Annotated in this window: 11 protein-coding genes; 4 read left to right on the top strand and 7 right to left on the bottom strand. The window is 60.4% G+C overall.

Going from position 1 to position 17,923, the window contains the following annotated elements; translation table 11 throughout:
• Positions 1 to 217: 217 nt before the first annotated feature.
• The 3 genes from ilvD to ilvG form a co-directional block, all read right to left on the bottom strand.
• Entirely contained in the window at positions 218 to 1,894 is a 1,677-nt protein-coding gene (ilvD, locus tag LWH94_RS10855; protein WP_232902223.1) for a dihydroxy-acid dehydratase, read from the bottom strand.
• A 321-nt stretch (positions 1,895 to 2,215) separates the two neighbouring features.
• Entirely contained in the window at positions 2,216 to 2,497 is a 282-nt protein-coding gene (locus LWH94_RS10850; protein WP_232902222.1) for an ACT domain-containing protein, read from the bottom strand.
• A complete protein-coding gene (gene ilvG, locus LWH94_RS10845) occupies positions 2,494 to 4,194 on the bottom strand; it encodes an acetolactate synthase 2 catalytic subunit (protein ID WP_232902221.1) in 1,701 nt (566 codons plus the stop codon). The genes LWH94_RS10850 and ilvG overlap by 4 nt, the downstream gene beginning before the upstream one ends.
• Positions 4,195 to 4,489: 295 nt before the next feature.
• Here ilvG and LWH94_RS10840 point away from each other — a divergent pair, with 295 nt between their 5' ends.
• The 4 genes from LWH94_RS10840 to LWH94_RS10825 all read left to right on the top strand — a co-directional run bounded on the left by LWH94_RS10840 (position 4,490) and on the right by LWH94_RS10825 (position 11,423).
• Positions 4,490 to 5,572, top strand: coding sequence for an efflux RND transporter periplasmic adaptor subunit (locus LWH94_RS10840; protein WP_232902220.1), 1,083 nt, complete (start codon positions 4,490 to 4,492; stop codon positions 5,570 to 5,572).
• Positions 5,573 to 5,577: 5 nt separating this feature from the next.
• Positions 5,578 to 8,655 carry an efflux RND transporter permease subunit gene (locus tag LWH94_RS10835; protein ID WP_232902219.1) on the top strand — a complete coding sequence of 1,026 codons (3,078 nt, stop codon included), beginning with the start codon at positions 5,578 to 5,580 and terminating at the stop codon, positions 8,653 to 8,655.
• A complete protein-coding gene (locus LWH94_RS10830) occupies positions 8,655 to 9,392 on the top strand; it encodes a pseudouridine synthase (RefSeq protein WP_232902218.1) in 738 nt (245 codons plus the stop codon). The genes LWH94_RS10835 and LWH94_RS10830 overlap by 1 nt, the downstream gene beginning before the upstream one ends.
• Positions 9,393 to 9,545: 153 nt before the next feature.
• Positions 9,546 to 11,423, top strand: coding sequence for a sensor domain-containing diguanylate cyclase (locus LWH94_RS10825; protein ID WP_232902217.1), 1,878 nt, complete (start codon positions 9,546 to 9,548; stop codon positions 11,421 to 11,423).
• Here LWH94_RS10825 and LWH94_RS10820 read toward each other — a convergent pair.
• From LWH94_RS10820 to LWH94_RS10805, 4 genes are all read right to left on the bottom strand, one after another.
• Positions 11,393 to 12,859 (bottom strand): amidase, encoded by a 1,467-nt coding sequence (locus LWH94_RS10820; RefSeq protein ID WP_232902216.1) that lies wholly within the window; start codon positions 12,857 to 12,859, stop codon positions 11,393 to 11,395. The genes LWH94_RS10825 and LWH94_RS10820 overlap by 31 nt on opposite strands.
• 73 nt (positions 12,860 to 12,932) lie before the next feature.
• Entirely contained in the window at positions 12,933 to 13,715 is a 783-nt protein-coding gene (djlA, locus tag LWH94_RS10815; RefSeq protein WP_022989418.1) for a co-chaperone DjlA, read from the bottom strand.
• Between the two features lie 50 nt (positions 13,716 to 13,765).
• A complete protein-coding gene (locus tag LWH94_RS10810) occupies positions 13,766 to 16,567 on the bottom strand; it encodes an HD domain-containing phosphohydrolase (protein WP_232902215.1) in 2,802 nt (933 codons plus the stop codon).
• A gap of 70 nt (positions 16,568 to 16,637) precedes the next feature.
• Positions 16,638 to 17,918 carry an MgtC/SapB family protein gene (locus LWH94_RS10805; protein ID WP_022989416.1) on the bottom strand — a complete coding sequence of 427 codons (1,281 nt, stop codon included), beginning with the start codon at positions 17,916 to 17,918 and terminating at the stop codon, positions 16,638 to 16,640.
• Positions 17,919 to 17,923 lie beyond the last annotated feature (5 nt).

The raw sequence follows: 17,923 nt of genomic DNA, 5'->3' as shown, positions 1-17,923 counted from the left end.
GCCTTTGCCTTTGCCTTTGCCTTTGCCTGTATCTTTCGCTTTGTCTTTAAACTTTCCTATTCCCTCTAGGCCCGTCGGTAGGGGGGTGTGGGGTATTTTTCTGACAGGGAAAAAGATGTCTGAGCGAAGCGAGTTGTTTTTCCCCGAAGAAAAATACCCCACACCCCGCGTACCCGCCCCCACAACCAACAGGCTAGGAACCCAAGCTCAACCCAGCTCAAGGTAGGTCAGTAACAGCCCCCGTAGAAGCCGAACTCACGGTGCGCGCATATTTTGCCAACACGCCCCGGGTAAATCTTGGCTCGGGCGGGGTCCAGGCTTTTTGCCGCTGGGTCATTTCTTCGTCAGAAATCTCCAGCAGGATCGAGTTGTTGACCGCATCGATGGTGATGGTATCGCCGTCTTCCACCAGGGCAATCGGGCCGCCCACCGCGGCTTCCGGGGTAATGTGGCCGACCACGAAGCCGTGGCTGCCGCCGGAGAAACGGCCATCGGTGATCAGGGCGACGTCGCTGCCCAAACCCTTGCCCATGATGGCGGAGGTGGGGCTGAGCATCTCCCGCATGCCTGGGCCGCCTTTGGGGCCTTCGTAGCGAATGACCAGCACATCGCCGGCCACTACGGTGCCGTCGAGAATGCGCTCCTGGGCTTCTTCTTCGGAATGGAACACCCGCGCGCGGCCGGAGAAGTGGGTGCCTTCCTTGCCGGTGATTTTGGCCACCGAGCCTTCCGGCGCCAGGTTGCCGAACAGGATACGTAAATGGCTGTCGGCTTTGATGGGGTTTTCAAAGGCCCGGATGATCTGCTGGTCTTCCGGGTAAGGGGTTACGGTCTCGAGGTTTTCAGCCAGGGTTTTGCCGGTGACAGTCAGGCAGTCTCCGTGCAACAAGCCGCGGTCCAGTAGCATCTTCATCAACGGCTGAATACCGCCGATGGCAACCAGCTCCGACATCATGTAGTGACCGGACGGGCGCAGGTCGGCCAGTACCGGCACCTTTTTGCCAATGCGCACGAAATCCTCCAGCGACAGCTCAACGCCGGCGGTACTGGCCATGGCCAGCAAGTGCAGCACCGCATTGGTAGAGCCGCCCAGGGTGATCACCACGGTAATCGCGTTCTCGAACGCCTCGCGGGTCATGATGTCGGAAGGCTTGATATCTGCCTCCAATAGCTTCAGCACGGCCGCACCGGCAGCCTCACAATCGGCCAGCTTGGTGTCAGACACCGCATTCTGCGCCGAACTGCCCGGCAGGCTCATGCCCATGGCTTCGATAGCCGAGGCCATGGTGTTGGCGGTGTACATGCCACCACAGGAACCCGGCCCCGGAATGGCGGTTTCCTCGATCTGCTTCACCTCAATCAGGTCCATATTGCCGCGGGCATGGGCACCCACCGCTTCGAACACCGAAATGATGTCGGTGTGATTCTCACCGGGCATGATGGTCCCGCCATACACAAACACCGACGGCCTGTTAAGCCGCGCCAGCCCCATCATGCAGCCCGGCATGTTCTTGTCACAGCCTCCAATCGCCACCAGTCCGTCAAAACCCTCACAGCCGGCCACCGTCTCAATCGAATCCGCAATCACCTCCCGCGACACCAGGGAATACTTCATGCCCTCGGTACCGTTGGCAATGCCGTCTGAAATCGTGATGGTATTGAAAATCAGACTCTTGCCGCCCGCTGCATCTGCCCCCTTGGCTGCTTCCCGGGCCAGACCGTCAATGTGCATATTGCAGGGCGTCAGATTACTCCAGGTAGAGGCAATACCCACCTGCGGCTTCCGAAAGTCCTCATCCTGAAACCCCACCGCCCGCAACATCGCGCGACTGGCAGACTTGTTAATACCATCCACCACCGGAGCGGAATAACGACGTCGTTTATCCGTGGTCATAACAAAACCTCCCAATCAAAACTCGTTAACGAAATCAGTCTCTCACCAGCAAAACCCACAAAGCCCCAAAGTGCAACCCTGTTAAAAAAGCGCCGCAGGCAAAAAGCAGCCTATACCAGAAATGCTCGTCGGTAGGCGTGACAACACAGGTCCACAAAGTTTTCCCGTGAACCCGCCAATGCCCGTCGGCGCGGTGTGGCTGTTGGATTTTTTGCCGGAAAAAGATGTCTGAGCGAAGCGAGTTGTTTTTCCAAAAAAAATCCAACAGCCACACCGCAAGCCCGCCCCCACAACCGGAAGTCTAGGAGCCCCAGCAGACCCTCAGGCCGAAACGGAACGAACCGAAGCCGCCTGTTCCTGAAGGGCCACATCAACAACCGTATGCAGCTTCTCCAGCTGCGAACGTAACATACCGATAGGCCGGCTACCCGAAAGGGTCAGGGCGATATTTAGGTGGTCATCGGCGGCCTCCATAGACATGCGCGAAATCCGGAAACCCCGAACCCGAACCACCTGGCACAGGCGCTCCAGTGCAGCCGCTTCCTGATTCATGCGGCAGTTTAACGTGTAGCTTGGCATAGCCGTTTGGGATTGCGGGTTCATGCTACGTTCTCCTTGTTTGCAGTGCTGGTGCGCTTGGTTTCGTCGATCATGTCACGGTTGCTGCCGCCGGGTTTAACAATCGGCCATACGTTTTCTTCACGGCTGATGGCCACGTGCAGCAGCATCGGGCCGTCGTAGGCCAGGATGGTTTCTATGCCCCGGCGGATCTGGTCGGTGCGGTCTATGTGCAGGGCCGGGATATCGAAGGCGCGGGCCATGGCCACGAAATCCGGGTTGTCGTCCAGGTTTATGTGGCTTTCCCGGTTGTTGTAGAACAGCTCTTGCTGCTGGCGCACCATGCCCAGACACTGGTTGTCGAGGATGATCAGCTTCAGGGGCAACTTGTACCGGCGGATGGTTGCCAGTTCCTGGGCGTTCATCATGAACGAGCCATCGCCGGTTACGTTGATGACGGTGCTGTTTCGGTCGGCAAACTGCGCGCCGATGGCCGCCGGCAGGCCGAAGCCCATGGTGCCCAGGCCGCCGCTGGTGAGGTGTCGGCGGGGGTGGTCAAACTCGTAATGCTGGGCAACCCACATCTGGTGCTGGCCTACGTCACAGGCGATGACCGTGTCATCCGGGGCGGTGCGGGACAGCTGGCGGATGAAGGCCGGGCCGGTGATGGGGGCCATGGGCTCTTCGTTATCCGCGGCCTTGAAACCACCGGTGGTGTGCCAGGTCTGGCATTGCTTTTGCCAGTCGGCGATGGCCAGCGACTCGCTTTCCAGAGCGGCAATGAATGCCACCAGAATGGCGTTCAGGTCGCCGCGCAGCGCCAGGTCGGCCTCCCGGAGTTTATTGATCTCGGCGGCATCGGCATCGATGTGGATCATTTTCGCGTTGGGGGCGAAACCGTCCAGTTTGCCGGTGGCGCGGTCGTCAAGGCGGGCGCCGACTACGAACAGCAGGTCGCATTCGTCGACTGCCTTGTTGGCGGCGCGGGAGCCGTGCATGCCTAACATGCCCAGGTTATGGGGATTGTGCTTACCAGCGTTGCCGATGCCTTTAAGGGTAACAACGCCCGGCAGGCCGGAGGTTTCGGCAAAGGCGCGGAAGCTGTCTTCGGCCTGGGCCAGGGAAACGCCGCCGCCACTGTAGAGCAGGGGGCGCCGTGCCGAGCGCAGCATGGCCAGGGCGCGGGTGATGTCCGGGCAGTGGGCGTCCGGTGTGGGCGCAGTGGCCGGTGAGGCAGTCGCCACTTCCGTCAGCAGGACGTCTTTGGGAATATCAATCCACACCGGCCCCGGGCGGCCGCTTTGGGCCAGCTGGACGGCTTCTTCGATGATCACCGGCAGTGCTTCGGCATCGTCCACCAGGTAGCTGTGCTTAACGATGCCCAGAGTCATGCCCAGAATGTCGGTTTCCTGGAAGGCATCGGTGCCGATCATGCTGGTGGCTACCTGCCCGGTGATCACCAGCATGGGGATGGAGTCCATATAGGCATTGGCAACGCCGGTGATCAGGTTGGTGGCACCGGGGCCGGAGGTGGCGATGCACACGCCAATCTCGCCACTGGCACGGGCATAGCCGTCCGCAGCCAGGGCGCAGGCCTGTTCGTGGCGGCACAGCACGTGTTCCACACCGACATCGTCCACCAGGGCATCGTATAGCGGCATGATGCAGCCGCCCGGATAGCCGAAAACGGTGTTGATGTTATGGCGGTGGAACGCTTCAAGAATGTGCTGTGCGCCGTTCATGGTCGTTTTTCCCTTTTTCTTTGCCGCAAAAAAGAAACCCCCGGGACCTTTCGGTGCCGGGGGTTTCTGGTGTTTGAGTCAGGTTGTCGCTATCTCACCCGCTTGTCCACGCAAAAGCCCCCGGACGGTACCACGACCACCAGGACTAGCTTTACAAGGACAATCACTGCGTTGAGATTCATAAAATCGGCAATCTGCTCTGAATTCGTAAAAACAATGTGTGTAGAATCTAACCCACGTTTTAAAGCGGTTGCAACCCTTTTATTGCCTCAAATACGGAAGTGATGAGCATTTCATGACAAAAGCAAAACTCGGATCCCTCGGTTTATCTCTTCTGGTTGTTGTTCTTCTGGTGACCTGGATGGCTACGGGTGAGCTCAAAGTGGCCAGTGATGATGCCCCGGCCGAACCCGGGCAGGAGCAGCGCCAGCCCACCCGGGTAGAGGTGGAAATGCTGGAAGCCACCAACTACCGGCCGGTACTGAAACTGCAGGGCCAGCTGCAGCCCTGGCAGTCGGTGATGGTAGGTGCCCGGGTGGCCGGAACGGTAGAGCAGTTGCACGTGCAGCTGGGGGACCAGGTAAAAGCCGGAGAGCCGTTGCTGACGTTGTCTACCGATGGCCGGGATGCCGTGGTTGAGCGCTGGAGAGCCAATATTCGCAAGCTGGAAGCCGACCTGGCCGGTGCGCGCCGGTTGCGTTCGAATAACCTGGCTTCCGAAACCGAAGTGTTGCGGTTGCAGAGTGAACTGGCCGCCGCCAGGGCTGAACGGACGGTGGCGGAACTGGCGTTGCAACATCTCAAACCGTCCGCTCCCTTTGACGCGGTAGTGAATCGTCGGGAAGTAGACCCCGGTACATTGGTGCAGGTGGGCACGCCCCTGTTCGAGCTGGTGCAGATTGATCGCCTGAAAGCCACCGGGCAGATTCCCCAGCAGTCGGTGTCTGCGGTTGAGCCCGGGCAGGCGGTGGAGATCAAGCTCTTGGATGGCACCGCCATGGCGGGTGTGGTCAGCTTTGTCGCCAGTGCGGCATCCCCGGAAACCCGCAGCTTTGCGGTGGAAATCCTGGTGGAGAACCCGGATTTACTGAGGGCGGCGGGCGGCACAGCTACCCTGAACATCCGCTTGCCGGAGCAGAAGGCACAGTTCATTTCACCGGCCTACCTGACGCTGGACGACGACGGCCGGCCCGGTGTGAAGTACGTCAACGGGCAGGACCGGGTGATGTTCCAGACCGTCAAACTGCTCAACGTAGCCACCGATGGCGCCTGGGTGTCCGGCCTGCCGGATCAGATCCGGCTGATTACCCGGGGTGGCGGGTTTGTGGCCGAGGGTGAGGCCGTGCAGCCGGTCGACCGCTCAGACCAGCGGGGCTGACCACCATGAGAGCACTGATCTCTGCGGCCATGGACCGCAGCCGCACCACGCTGCTGACCTTCCTGTTCCTGCTTCTTGGCGGCATGGCGGCGTACCAGGCGATCCCCAAGGAATCGAACCCGGACGTCACCATTCCCATGATCTATGTGTCCATGACCCTGGATGGCATCAGCCCCGAGGATGCGGAGCGCCTGTTAGTGCGCCCCATGGAACAGGAGCTGAGGGCGCTCGAAGGCATCAAGGAAATGCGCAGCACCTCCGCCGAAGGCCATGCCTCGGTGATGCTGGAGTTTGATGCCGGTTTCGACCCGGACAAAGCCCTGCAGGATGTGCGCGAGAAAGTGGACACCGCCCGCTCCAAACTGCCCCAGGAGGCAGACGAGCCCCGGGTGCATGAAATCAACGTGTCCCTGTTTCCGGTGCTGTCCATCGGCTTGTCAGGACCCTTGTCTGAACGGGAACTGATCACCATTGCCCGCCGCCTGCAGGATGCCATTGAAGCCATTCCCGATGTGCTGGAAGTGGAAATAGGCGGCGACCGGGAAGACCTGCTGGAAATCGTGGTGGATGCCCAGGTGCTGGAAAGCTACGGCATCGATTTCGACCAGCTGGCGCAACTGGTTACCCGCAACAATCAGCTGGTGGCGGCCGGCTCGCTGGATACCGGCAATGGCCGCATGGCCCTGAAAGTACCCGGGGTCATCGAGAACATTGAAGATGTGATGTCCATGCCCGTGAAGGTGGACGGCGATACCGTGGTGACTTTCGGCGATATTGCCATGCTCCAGCGCACTTTCAAGGACCCCACCGGCTTTGCCCGGATTAACGGCGAGCCGGCGCTGGTGCTGGAGGTATCCAAGCGCTCCGGGGCCAACATCATCGAAACCATCGAGCAGATTCGCACCCTGATTGCTGACGCCCGCCCGCGGCTGCCGGAGACGCTGGAAATCCGCTACATCATGGATCAGTCCGAGGAAGTGCGGGACATCCTGTCGGACCTGCTCAACAACGTACTGACCGCCATTGTGCTGGTGATTATCGTGGTCATCGCCGCCATGGGTCCCCGTTCGGCTCTGCTGGTCGGCCTGACCATTCCCGGTGCCTTCCTGACCGGCATCCTGGTGATCTGGGGCATGGGCCTCACCCTCAACATTGTCGTGCTGTTCAGCCTGATCCTGGTGGCCGGCATGCTGGTAGACGGCGCCATTGTGGTGTCGGAACTGGCGGATCGAAACCTCAGCGATGGCCAGACGGTCAAGCAAGCCTGGGTAGAAGCCGCGTCCCGCATGGCCTGGCCGGTGATTGCTTCCACCGCCACCACCCTGGCGGTGTTTGTGCCGCTGCTGTTCTGGCCCGGGGTGGTGGGGGAGTTCATGAAATTCCTGCCCATGACAGTGCTGATCTGCCTGATTGCGTCCCTGGCCATGGCACTGGTGTTCCTGCCGGTGCTTGGGGGCGTCAGTGGTGGCAAGCGCTCGCACCATGATCCGGAAGAAAGCCGGTTTGTTCAGGGCTACCGCAAGGTACTGGCGACCCTGCTCAAGCGTCCGGGGCTGACCCTGCTTGGTTCCCTGGTGCTGATAATCCTGATCTACGCCGCCTACGGCCGCTTCAATCACGGGGTGGAGTTCTTTCCCGGTGTTGAACCGGATTCCGCCCAGGTGCAGGTGCGTGCCCGGGGCGACCTTTCCATCCGGGAGCGGGATGCCATTGTGCGGGAGGTAGAACAACGCCTGCAGAATATGCCGGAGGTGAAAGCGCTGTACGCCCGCTCCATGCTGTCGACCAGTACCCAGATGGCACCGGATGTTGTCGGTGTGCTGCAGTTCCAGTTCAATGACTGGTTCACCCGCCGGACTGCCACCGAGATCCTGGAGGATTTCCGTGAACGTACCGCAGACATTCCCGGGGTAGAGCTGGAATTCCGCAAACAGGAAGGCGGCCCCGCTGAGGGCAAGCCGGTGGAGTTATTGGTCAGCAGCATGAACAGCGGCGACCTGGACGGCTATGTGGACCAGATACAACAGCAAATGCGCGCCCAGGGTGGCTTTGTCGACATTGAAGACGACCGCAGCCTGCCCGGCATTGAGTGGCGCCTGAAGGTAGACCGGGAGGCCGCCGCCCGCTTTGGTACCGATGTGTTGAGTATTGGCAGCGCCGTGCGTCTGGTAACCAACGGCCTGATACTGGCCACCTACCGGCCTGAAGACGTACGGGACGAAGTGGACATTGCCGTGCGGGTGCCCAACAACTGGCGTGAGCTGGAGCAGCTGCAACGCCAGACCATCAACACGCCGAGGGGCCAGGTGGCGCTGTCCGAATTTGTGACCCTGGAGCCGGGCGACAAGACCGGAACCATTGTGCGGGTAGACGGCCAGCGTACCGTTACCATCAAATCCGATGTGGCGCCCGGGCAGAGGATGGATGAACTGCTGCGCACCTTGCAGGCAGAGATGCCGGAGCCGCCGGAAGGCGTCACCGTGCGCTTTGCCGGTGAAAACGAAGACCAGCAACAGGCCGCAAACTTCCTGGTGGCAGCCTTCCTGGTGGCGGTGGGGCTGATGCTGCTGATCCTGGTAACCCAGTTCAACTCCCTGTACCAGACCTTCCTGATTCTGTCGGCCATTGTGCTGTCCACCGCCGGCGTGTTGCTGGGGCTGCTGTTCAATGGCCAGCCCTTTGGCGTGGTGATGGTGGGCATGGGCATTATTGCCCTGGCCGGCATTGTGGTGAACAACAACATCATTCTGATTGATACCTACAACCAGATGAAACAGGAAGGCAAAGCCGCCTATGATGCGGCGCTGGAAACCGGTTGTCTGCGTTTCCGGCCGGTGTTGCTTACCGCGATTACCACCATACTGGGGCTGATGCCTATGGTGCTGGGCATTAACGTAGATCTTTTGTCTCCGTCACTGGGGTTGGGTGCACCGTCTACCCAATGGTGGACCCAGCTGTCCAGCGCCATTGCCGGTGGCCTGGCCTTTGCCACCTTCCTGACCCTGCTGCTGACACCGGCCTTGCTGGTGCTGGGCGACAAGGCCGGTGAGCGGTTCCGGGCACTGATTGGCCGGAGGCAGTGATGGATTACCAGAACAATCCGCTTATGGAAATCTACCGGGACCCGTGGCTGCTGGCAGTCCACAAACCCGCCGGCCTGCTGGTACACCGCAGCCCGATTGACAAGCATGAAACCGAGTTTGCCCTGCAGTACGCCCGGGCCCTGAACGGCGGCGAGCACGTGTACCCGGTGCACCGGCTGGACCGGCCCACCTCCGGTGTGTTGCTGTTTGCCCGGGACCCGGACACCGCCAGGACAGTCGGCCAGGCCATGATGGCGGGCGAGGTGAGCAAAACCTACCTCGCGGTAGTTCGGGGCTGGACGCCGGAATCCGGCACCATTGATCACCCGCTGAAGGACGAGCCGGAAGACCGGCGTTTGCGCGGAACCGAGCAGCCGGTAAGGGAAGCGCTTACGCATTATCGCCGGCTGGCGACCACCGAAATCCCGGTGGAAATTGAAGGTTATCCCACCAGCCGCTACAGCCTGGTGGAGCTGTATCCGAAAACCGGGCGCAAACACCAGTTGCGGCGCCATATGAAGCACATTAACCATCCTATCATTGGCGATGCCAACCACGGCCGCGGCCGGCATAACCGGTATTTTGCCGAGCGCTTCGGGCAGGGGAGGTTGATGCTGGCAGCGACAGAGTTGGTGTTAACGCATCCGGTAACCGGCGAGGAGCTGGCTCTGAAAGCTCCGCCGGAGCAGAGTTTCATGGATGTTCTGTCCATCTTTCCGTCGCCGGGTGCCGGCTAAACGCCCCTGCCTGTCACTCTTTGATGTGATTTGTGTATCTTTTTATATCGTTTTGCTTCGATTGGTTGGGATCGGCGGAAACACAGAACCCTTTGGTGCATACTCGAAAATAAGCTTATAACCTAATAATAAAGCTCGTTATCGAGGCTTCCCGTGCCCAGATTCTGTCTTGTCCTTGCGTTCATCACCGGCCTGTTACTGCCTGCGTTGGTCCAGGCGGAGACCGCCGTTTGGAACGAGCAGTCCGAGCGGCTGGAGTTGTCCCGGTTCGTGGATTACCGTGTTGAATCCAGCCCTAGCTCGTTTTCCCAGGTGCAGGCGTTGCCGGAGGCGGAGTGGCAACAGAACGGCAGTGACAGTGTCAGCTTGGGTTATGGCGGCGATGTTTACTGGTTCCGCGTCAGTTTACGAAATGCCCGGGCGGCTGAAGCCCTGACCTTCCTGGAAATCAGCTATCCGGTGCTTGATCGTATCGAGCTGTATCGTTCGTCTGGTGCCAGCCCGCCACAGCCACTTGTTCTGGGCGACAAACAACCTTTCCACGAGCGCCCCATTCACCATCGGAATTTTGTGGTGCCTATCGCCATAGCGCCGGATACCACGGAAACCCTTTACCTGAGAGTTGAAACTACCAGCTCCATGCAGGTGCCCCTGACCCTCTGGGACCAGGAGGCCTTCTACGCGGCAGAGCAGTCCCGCAGCATGTTCGAAGGGGTCTATTACGGCATTGTCCTGGTGATGATCCTGTACAACCTGTTTGTGTACATGGCGGTCCGGGAGCGCAGTTTCCTCTATTATGTGGGCTACATAAGCAGTATGCCGTTGTTCCTCGCCAGCCTGCACGGGGTGGCGTTCCAGTACCTTTGGCCGGAGGCCACCTGGTGGAACGACCAGTCCATCATCGTGTTCCTCAACCTGGTGGTGTTGTTTGGCGGGGTGTTCAGCATCCGCTTTATCAGCGTGACCCGGCAAAACCACCCTTACCTGAACCGCTGGACCATGGCCATGGTTATGACCGCCGGCCTGCTGGCGCTGGCCGGGTTGTTTGTGCCTTACGAGCACATGATACTGCCTACCATCCTGGCGGCCTTTGTGGGGTGTTCCACCATGCTGATGCTCAGTGTGGTGCGCTGGATAAAGCGCGATCCAGCCGCGCGTTATTACACCGTGGCCTGGGTGTTCATGCTGTTCGGCGGCATTGTTCTGGCGCTCAGTAAATTCACCGTACTGCCCCGTAACCTGATCACTGAAAACGCCACCCAGGTGGGTTCGGCCCTGGGGGTTATCCTGCTGTCTGTTGCGCTGGCTGACCGCATCAACCGGGAAAAGAAACGGGCGTTCGCCGCGCAGCAGCGCCTGCTGGCCGAGGAGCGAAAAGCCCGCATGGCCCAGGAAGACTCATTGCGCGTCCAGCAGGAAGCCAACACCATGCTGGAACAGCGGGTGCAGGAGCGCACCCGTGACCTTGAGGCCGTTAACCTGAAGTTGCTGGAGCTGAACGCCAGGGATCCGCTGACCGGCCTGAAGAATCGCGGCCACTTTGATGAAGTCTTCCAGCAGGATGTGGTGCGGGCCTATCGTTTCCAGCAGCCGTTGTCTCTGCTGGTGGTGGATATTGACCACTTCAAGTCTTTCAACGACACCTACGGCCACCTGGTGGGGGACGACTGCCTGCGGATGGTCGCCGAGTGCATTGGCCGGCACATTACCCGTCCCCAGGATATGGCGGCCCGCTACGGTGGCGAAGAGTTTGTGGTGCTGCTGCCGGATACGCCGGAGGAGGGCGCCCTCCGGGTGGCCGAGCGCATACGGAATGAAATCGAAGCAACCGGGTTCCGGGTATCCGGCGAAGTTCTGCGGGTAACGGTCAGCATTGGCGTATGCAGTGCCACGCCAGCGCGGGCCGACGCCACCAAGGAAATCTTTACCTGCGCGGATGATGCCCTGTACCAGGCCAAGAATCTGGGCCGGAACCGTGTGGCTTCAGACCCGCACAAGTGTCAGAGCATTTCGGCAACTGCGTTGTCATAGGCTGTTGCCGAGAACCGCGTAATCTGTGGCCACGGTTGCTCCGCTTCCAGCAGGTAGGCAAGTTCAAGCAGGGTGCGTTCATCCCCGTGGCGGGCCATGAACTGCACCGAAACCGGCAGGTTGTGTTCGGTCAGTGCCATGGGTACCGAGATCGCCGGGGCGCCTGTGGCGTTGGCCAGCGGGGTGAAGTTTACATAGCTGTTCAGCCGCTCGAACAGCAGGTCAAACGGCACCGTGGGGCTCAGATGGCCCAGTGGTGGGGTGGTCTGGCCCAGCACCGGTGTCAGTACCGCATCGTAGTTGGTCATGTGTTGGGCGTAGTCGTTCCATGAACGCTTCAGGCGCCAGATAACCGCAGGCAGACGCCAGAAATGCTTCCGGAACATGGCATCCAGGCCATTGGTGAGGCCATCGGTTTTACGCTTGTCGAAATCCGGGTGCATCAGCTTGTGGCCCCGGGCTTTTACGCCGAAAGCCAGCATGGCCCAGTACAAGGCAAAGTCCTGTGGGAAGGATTTATTGATGGGTACCGCCATGGGTTCGACCACATGCCCAAGCTTTTCCAGCAGGCGGGCGGTGTTCTCCACCGTGCTTCGGGTAACCGGGTCCGTCGGGTGGCCATTCACGGAATCCAGTACCAGGCCAATGCGCAGTTGCCGGCCGGAGGGCCCGTGCACATGGCCGATTTCCTGCAACTTGCGATTGCGGAAGTAGTCTTCGGCATGGGCCAGGAAACCTGCGGTGTCCCGAACCGAGCGGGTAACCACGCCATCACTGACGATGTTGACCGGAAGATCCCTGGCGGCATCGTTATCCACCACCCGGCCCCGGGTGGGTTTCAAACCGACCAGTCCACAACAGGCCGCCGGAATGCGAATGGAGCCGCCGCCGTCGTTGGCGTGGGCCACCGGTACCACCCCGGCTGCCACCAGGGCCGCAGCACCACCGGACGATGCGCCGGAGGAATAGGCCGGATTCCAGGGGTTGCGGGTAGGCTCGGCGTGGGCCGGTTCCGTGGTGGCGTTAAAGCCGAACTCCGGCAGGGTGCTTTTGCCCAGGTTCAGGTAACCCTGGGCCAGCATCTGCCGGGCGAAGGCGCCTGTGGCCCTGGCAACATTGGCAGGCACCGCGGCAGAGCCATGGCCGGTGGGTAGGCCGACGATATCGGTATTGTCTTTGATAAACGTGGGCACGCCGGCGAAGGGGGCGTCCGGGTCGGGCAGGCTGGCGGCCTGCTTCAGGGCCTGCTCATAGTTCTCTGCCACCACACCGTTCAGAACGGGCTGTGCCAGCCTTGCCCTTTGTACCGCTGCCCGGGCTACGTCTTCCGCTGAAACTTCGCCGCTGCGGATGCGGGCGGCAAGCTCCGTGGCATCGGACTCGCCCATCGCATCATCGCGAAAACAGTGGAAAGGGGAAGAAGACGTGTGGGGCATGGTTCACTCCGGGCTTGTTGTTTGCCCTGAACCATACCGCACCTTCAAATGTGACGATATGTCATTTCGGGTATTAGCCGTTCCGGCTGCGGGCCGCCTTGACCACATCGTAGGCGTGGCTGATCTCCCGGGTACGCTCTTCTGCCATTTCCCGCATGCTTTCCGGCATGCCCCGGCCGGCCAGTTTGTCCGGATGGTTTTCGCTCATCAGCTTGCGGTAGGCTCGTTTCAGTTCGGCGTCCGACACCGAAGGTGACACCCCCAGCACCTTATAGGCATCGTCCAGCTGCTGGCTTGTGGAATAGTTGGACGCACCGCCCGCCTGGCCGGCATGGGCGCCCCGCAACATGGCTTCCAGCTGGTCTACCTGGCTTTCCGGCAAGCCCAGTTTGCGGGCAATGTGTACCAGCATTTCGTGTTCGGCCGGGTGCACCACGCCATCGGCGGCCACGGCAGAAACCTGAACCTGCAGAAACATCTGCAGGAAGGCGGGCTGCCGGCCGGTGCTGCGCAGGAACCGGTCCAGCTCGGCATCCAGGTCGAAATCCTCCGACTTGCCCCGGTTAAAGGCTTCCTTTGCCACGGCTCTCTGGGCTTCGTTGAGACGGAACCGGGCGAACATGGTCTCGGCCATGCGGATTTCATCCCGGGTGACCACGCCATCGGCCTTGCACAGGGCGCCCATCACCGCGAACATGGATTCGATAAAGCCGGACTGAAGGTTCTGAAGCTTGCCGATCAGGCGCTTTTTCATGCGCTGGAACAGGAAGGCACCGATGGCAGCCCCCACCAGAAATCCCGGAAAACGGCCAAAGGCATAACCGATCAGGCCACCAAAGATAATTGCAAACAGCATTCAGAGTTCCTTCGCTAGTAAATCAGTCCGTAGAATATACGGGTTTTTGGTCAAGGCTTCATGAACAGGCTTTCATCCACGGTGTCGACCTGGTCGGCATGCAGGTGCTGTTCGGCATAGTTACGCCAGACGCCGGAGCTTACAAACAGCCGGAAAACCTCGCCATCCAGGTGCCCGTTTTCAACCATGCCGGCCATAATGGTCAGGGATTCCGACAGGGTTTTACCCCGCTTGTAGGGACGATCCGAGGCGGTCAGGGCTTCGAACACATCGGCAACGGCCATGATTTTTTCCGGAACGCCCATGTCATCGCCGGTCAGGCGGCAGGGGTAGCCGTTGCCGTCAGTCCGCTCATGGTGGGTGCCCGCCAGTCGCGGTACCCTGGCCAGGCGGTCGGGCAGGGGCAGGGCATCGAGCATGCAGATGGTTTGCACAATGTGCTCGTTGATCTTGAAGCGCTCTTCCTCGGTCAGGGTGCCGTAACGCACCGTCAGGTTATGCAGTTCGCCCTGGTTATAGGCGTATTCCGGCAACGACATATCGAAGCCCCCGCGGTTTTCCGGGTCATCTTTGCGCACCGGTGGCACATGCTCACCCCAGGCTCTCAGGTGGCCGGGTTTGTCGGCCAGCAGTGTTTCGGTGGCAGGCAGCGGGGGCTCCGGATGGCCTTTCAGGGCCTGTTGCTCTTCCTCTGACAGCCCCAGCCGGTCACTGAAATGGCGGGTCCAGGTTTGCCCGGCAATGGCGTGGATGCGTTCGATGTCAGCATCCTCCATGCTCTCGCTGCCCTGATTAACGGCGGCCAGAAAGCGGAAGTCCTCCTGCAGGCGGGTTTGGACGTCGGCTTTGTCTTGCCGCGCTTGGTCCGGATCCCCACCGGCCAGGATGGCCTTCAGGCAGGTGATTTCGGCATCCCGGTGCAGCACTTCAAACCGGGTGCGGGTTTCATGGATGCGGTTGTAGATGGTCTCCAGTTTCACTGCTTTGTCGACTACGTATTCCGGGCTGGTGATCTTGCCGCAATCGTGCAGCCAGGCCGCCAGGTGGAATTCGTAGCGCTCGTCTTCCGTCATGCCGAAGCTGGCGAAGGCGCCTTCGGAACTCTGCTCCGCCTGTTCAACCAGCATCTGCGCCAGTTTGGGAACCCGCTCGCAATGGCCGCCAGTGTAGGGTGACTTGGCATCAATGGCGTTTGCTACCAGCCGGATAATGCCGTCCAGCAGGGCCTGCTGGCTTTCGATCAGTTCCCGGGTTTCGATGGCAACCGCGGCAGAGCCGGCAATCTCATCAACAAAGGTAATCAGGTCATCACTCAGGTTGGTTTGATCACCGTTTTCGATCTCGATAACCAGCACACCGATCAGTTTCCTGCGGCGGTTCCTGAGTACCGCAAACACCGGGTGCCCGGCAATGTATCGGCGAAGCTCCTGAATAACGTCGTAGTCGCTGGCGTCCGGGGCGACCGGGTTTACAGCCTGTGGCAACTCCAGCCCCCGGTTAACAGACAGTTCCAGTTTTTGCACGCGACTGTTGAACAGATACACCGCACCCCGTTCCTGCCCGACGATGCTCACAAGCTGTTCGAGGATGTCGTTTAGCAACTGTTTGAGATCCTGGCCCCGGTTCAGCACGGTCGAGATACTCTGGAAGCTTCGAATGGTGTGGGCCATATCGTCCAGCGCGATGCTCAGCTCGGAGGCTTCGCGAATGTGGGAGGTCGACCGCATCGGCGTATCAAACCGGAACCTGGACAGCCGGCTGACCTGCCCGGTCAGCAGTTCAATAGGTTTACCGACCTGCCTGCCCAGTACCCAGCCTGCCAGCAGTAACAGCAGGGCGATGGCCCCGGCGATCAGGGTTTGCCGGGTGAGGGCGGCCCAGACATCGGCCAGTAACTCGTTGGAGGGTATGGCGACAACAATGGACAATTCCTCGCCGGGCAGAGACTCAAGGGGTTCACTGATGCCGTACCAGCTTCGCCCGTCGCGGGTGAACTGGCTGATGCCGCTATGGCTTTCCGGTTGCAGGGCCTGGAGTACTACCTCGCCTGGCTCACTATCCTGTGACGAGCCGGCCAGCAGCTGGCCCGAGGCGTTCAGGATGGCAATGCGGCTGCCGGGGGTTTGCTTCAGCTCCGCCAGCTGGGCACCAAGGTCGGTGACCGTGACATCAATGCCCAGAACGGTTCCTGCCTTTTCGCTGGCACGCTGCGACAGGGTGATGCCGGTTTCCTGGGTGGTAAAAAACACATAGGGCGCAGATAACGTCAGGGCGCCTGATTCCCGGGCGGCCTGGTACCAGGGCCTTTCGCGCGGATCAAAGTTGTAACTGGCCAGGTCCCTTTGCTCAAGCAGATTCAGGTTGTGGTCATAGAAATGCCAGCGGCCTTGGTGATCGTTGCCGGTGCGAACCAGGCTTTGCAGCAGGTAATGACTGTTGGCCGGTGCATCCGGAAACTGCCTGGCGCTCGAATTCTGCAATTTCCGGAACAGGAAAAAGTCGCCGTTTTCATAGCCCGCGTATACGGCACTGACAATCTCGCTGCTGGCCAGGATGTCGGCCACAACCGGCAGGCGGTCCAGGCGTTGTTCCAGGGTATCGGCTTCGGTGAGTGGGTCGTGCCGGAGCACCGCAAGGGCGGTGGACGGGGGTTGGGTAATGGCCTGAATCCGGTCATCCACACTGATCGCCAGCTGCCGGGCGGTGGCCGTGGCTGCGGTGACCTTGGCTTGTTCCATGCCACGGAAACTCTGGCCCACCAGAACGATGGTCAGAATCAACATGCCCAGGGTAACTGCGGAGGCAATCAAAAAAGCCAGTGAAACCTGGGCGAGTTGACGGTGTTGCTGCATGGAGAGCCCTTGAAGGAAATGGAAGCCTACCGTCAGTTTAGACGCTTGCGCTGAAAATTCAGGCAGTTAGTTATTGAATCCACGCCACCAGCAAGCCGGCCCCCAGTGACAGCACCATGGGCCCGGCCACCAGCAGTCCGGTCTGCCGGTTGCCGATGCTCCAGGCAATACCGGACTTCACCAGGTTGTTCACCGCCGCTGCGATCACGATGCCCAGCACAGCGGTGTCCATCGCCAGTCCGTTGTTGGACATACGGGTGAGCGATAGGGTAATCGCATCCACGTCTGCCACGCCGGAGGTGGCCGCCAGCGCGAAGATGCCGGCATCGCCAAACGCATTTTTCAGGAATTCCCCCAGCAGCAGGATAGCGGTCAGCAGCAACCCGAACACCAGTGCGGAAGACAGATCCAGCGGGTTCTGGGACAAGCTGGGCTGGCTGACCTGCAGCTGTTTGGAGTTTTTCTGCCAGATGTACAACGCCGGGCCGTAGAGCAGGATAGTCATAACCAGCACCGGCCAGACCAGGCTGGGCAGCAGGGCAGTGTTGATCACCAGGCAGTACACCAGGATGCGGGGGAACATGGTGCCGCAGGCAATCAGGATGCCGGCGGCAAACTGGGGGCTGAAGCCTTCGTTACTTCGGGACTGGCGGGCAAAGTGCAGGGTCAGGGCGGTGGACGAACTGAGGCCGGCAAACAGGCTGGTGAACAGAATGCCCTTGCGGGCGCCGGCGACCCGGATGGCGAAGTAGCCGACGAAGGAGATGGATGCAATCATCACCACCATCCACCAGATTTCCCGAGGGTTCAGCACACCGCCCGGGCCCATGCGCTCGTTGGGCAGCAGGGGCAGCATCACCACGGAGATCAAGAGCAGTTTAAGGGCCGCGTCCAGTTCATGGGCCTGGAGCTTCTGCACCCAGCCGTGAATTTCTTGCTTGTTGTCCAGGATAATGGCGGTGACCACCGCCGCTGCCGTGGCAATCACCGGGTCGACCGCGACCGCCACCGCACCAAAACAGAAGGTCAGCAGCATGCCCACCAGCCCGGTGATGCTGAAATTGCGAATGTGTTCGAGCCGCTCGCTGTAAGCCACCAGCCCCATGGCCACCACGCTGAGTAGCAGCACCGGGAATGCCCAAACTGTAATCTCCGAGGCCAGCACTGCCGAGATGCCACCGAGCAGCCCCACCAGCGAGAAGGTGCGGATACCGGCGATTCGCTCCCCGGACTTCTGCTCCCGGGCATCCCAGCCCCGCTCCAGGCCAACAATCGCGCCCAGCAACAGGGCCACGGCCAGGTTAATGGTGGTCTGGTTAGAGGCAATAAACTGGCTGGCTACGTCATCCACAGGCC

Origin of the sequence: Marinobacter sp. G11, from assembly GCF_021282325.1 — a bacterium.
GTDB lineage: Bacteria > Pseudomonadota > Gammaproteobacteria > Pseudomonadales > Oleiphilaceae > Marinobacter > Marinobacter vinifirmus.
The sequence above is the reverse complement of the archived record's forward strand: the minus strand, read 5'-3'. Positions and strand labels throughout refer to the sequence as shown.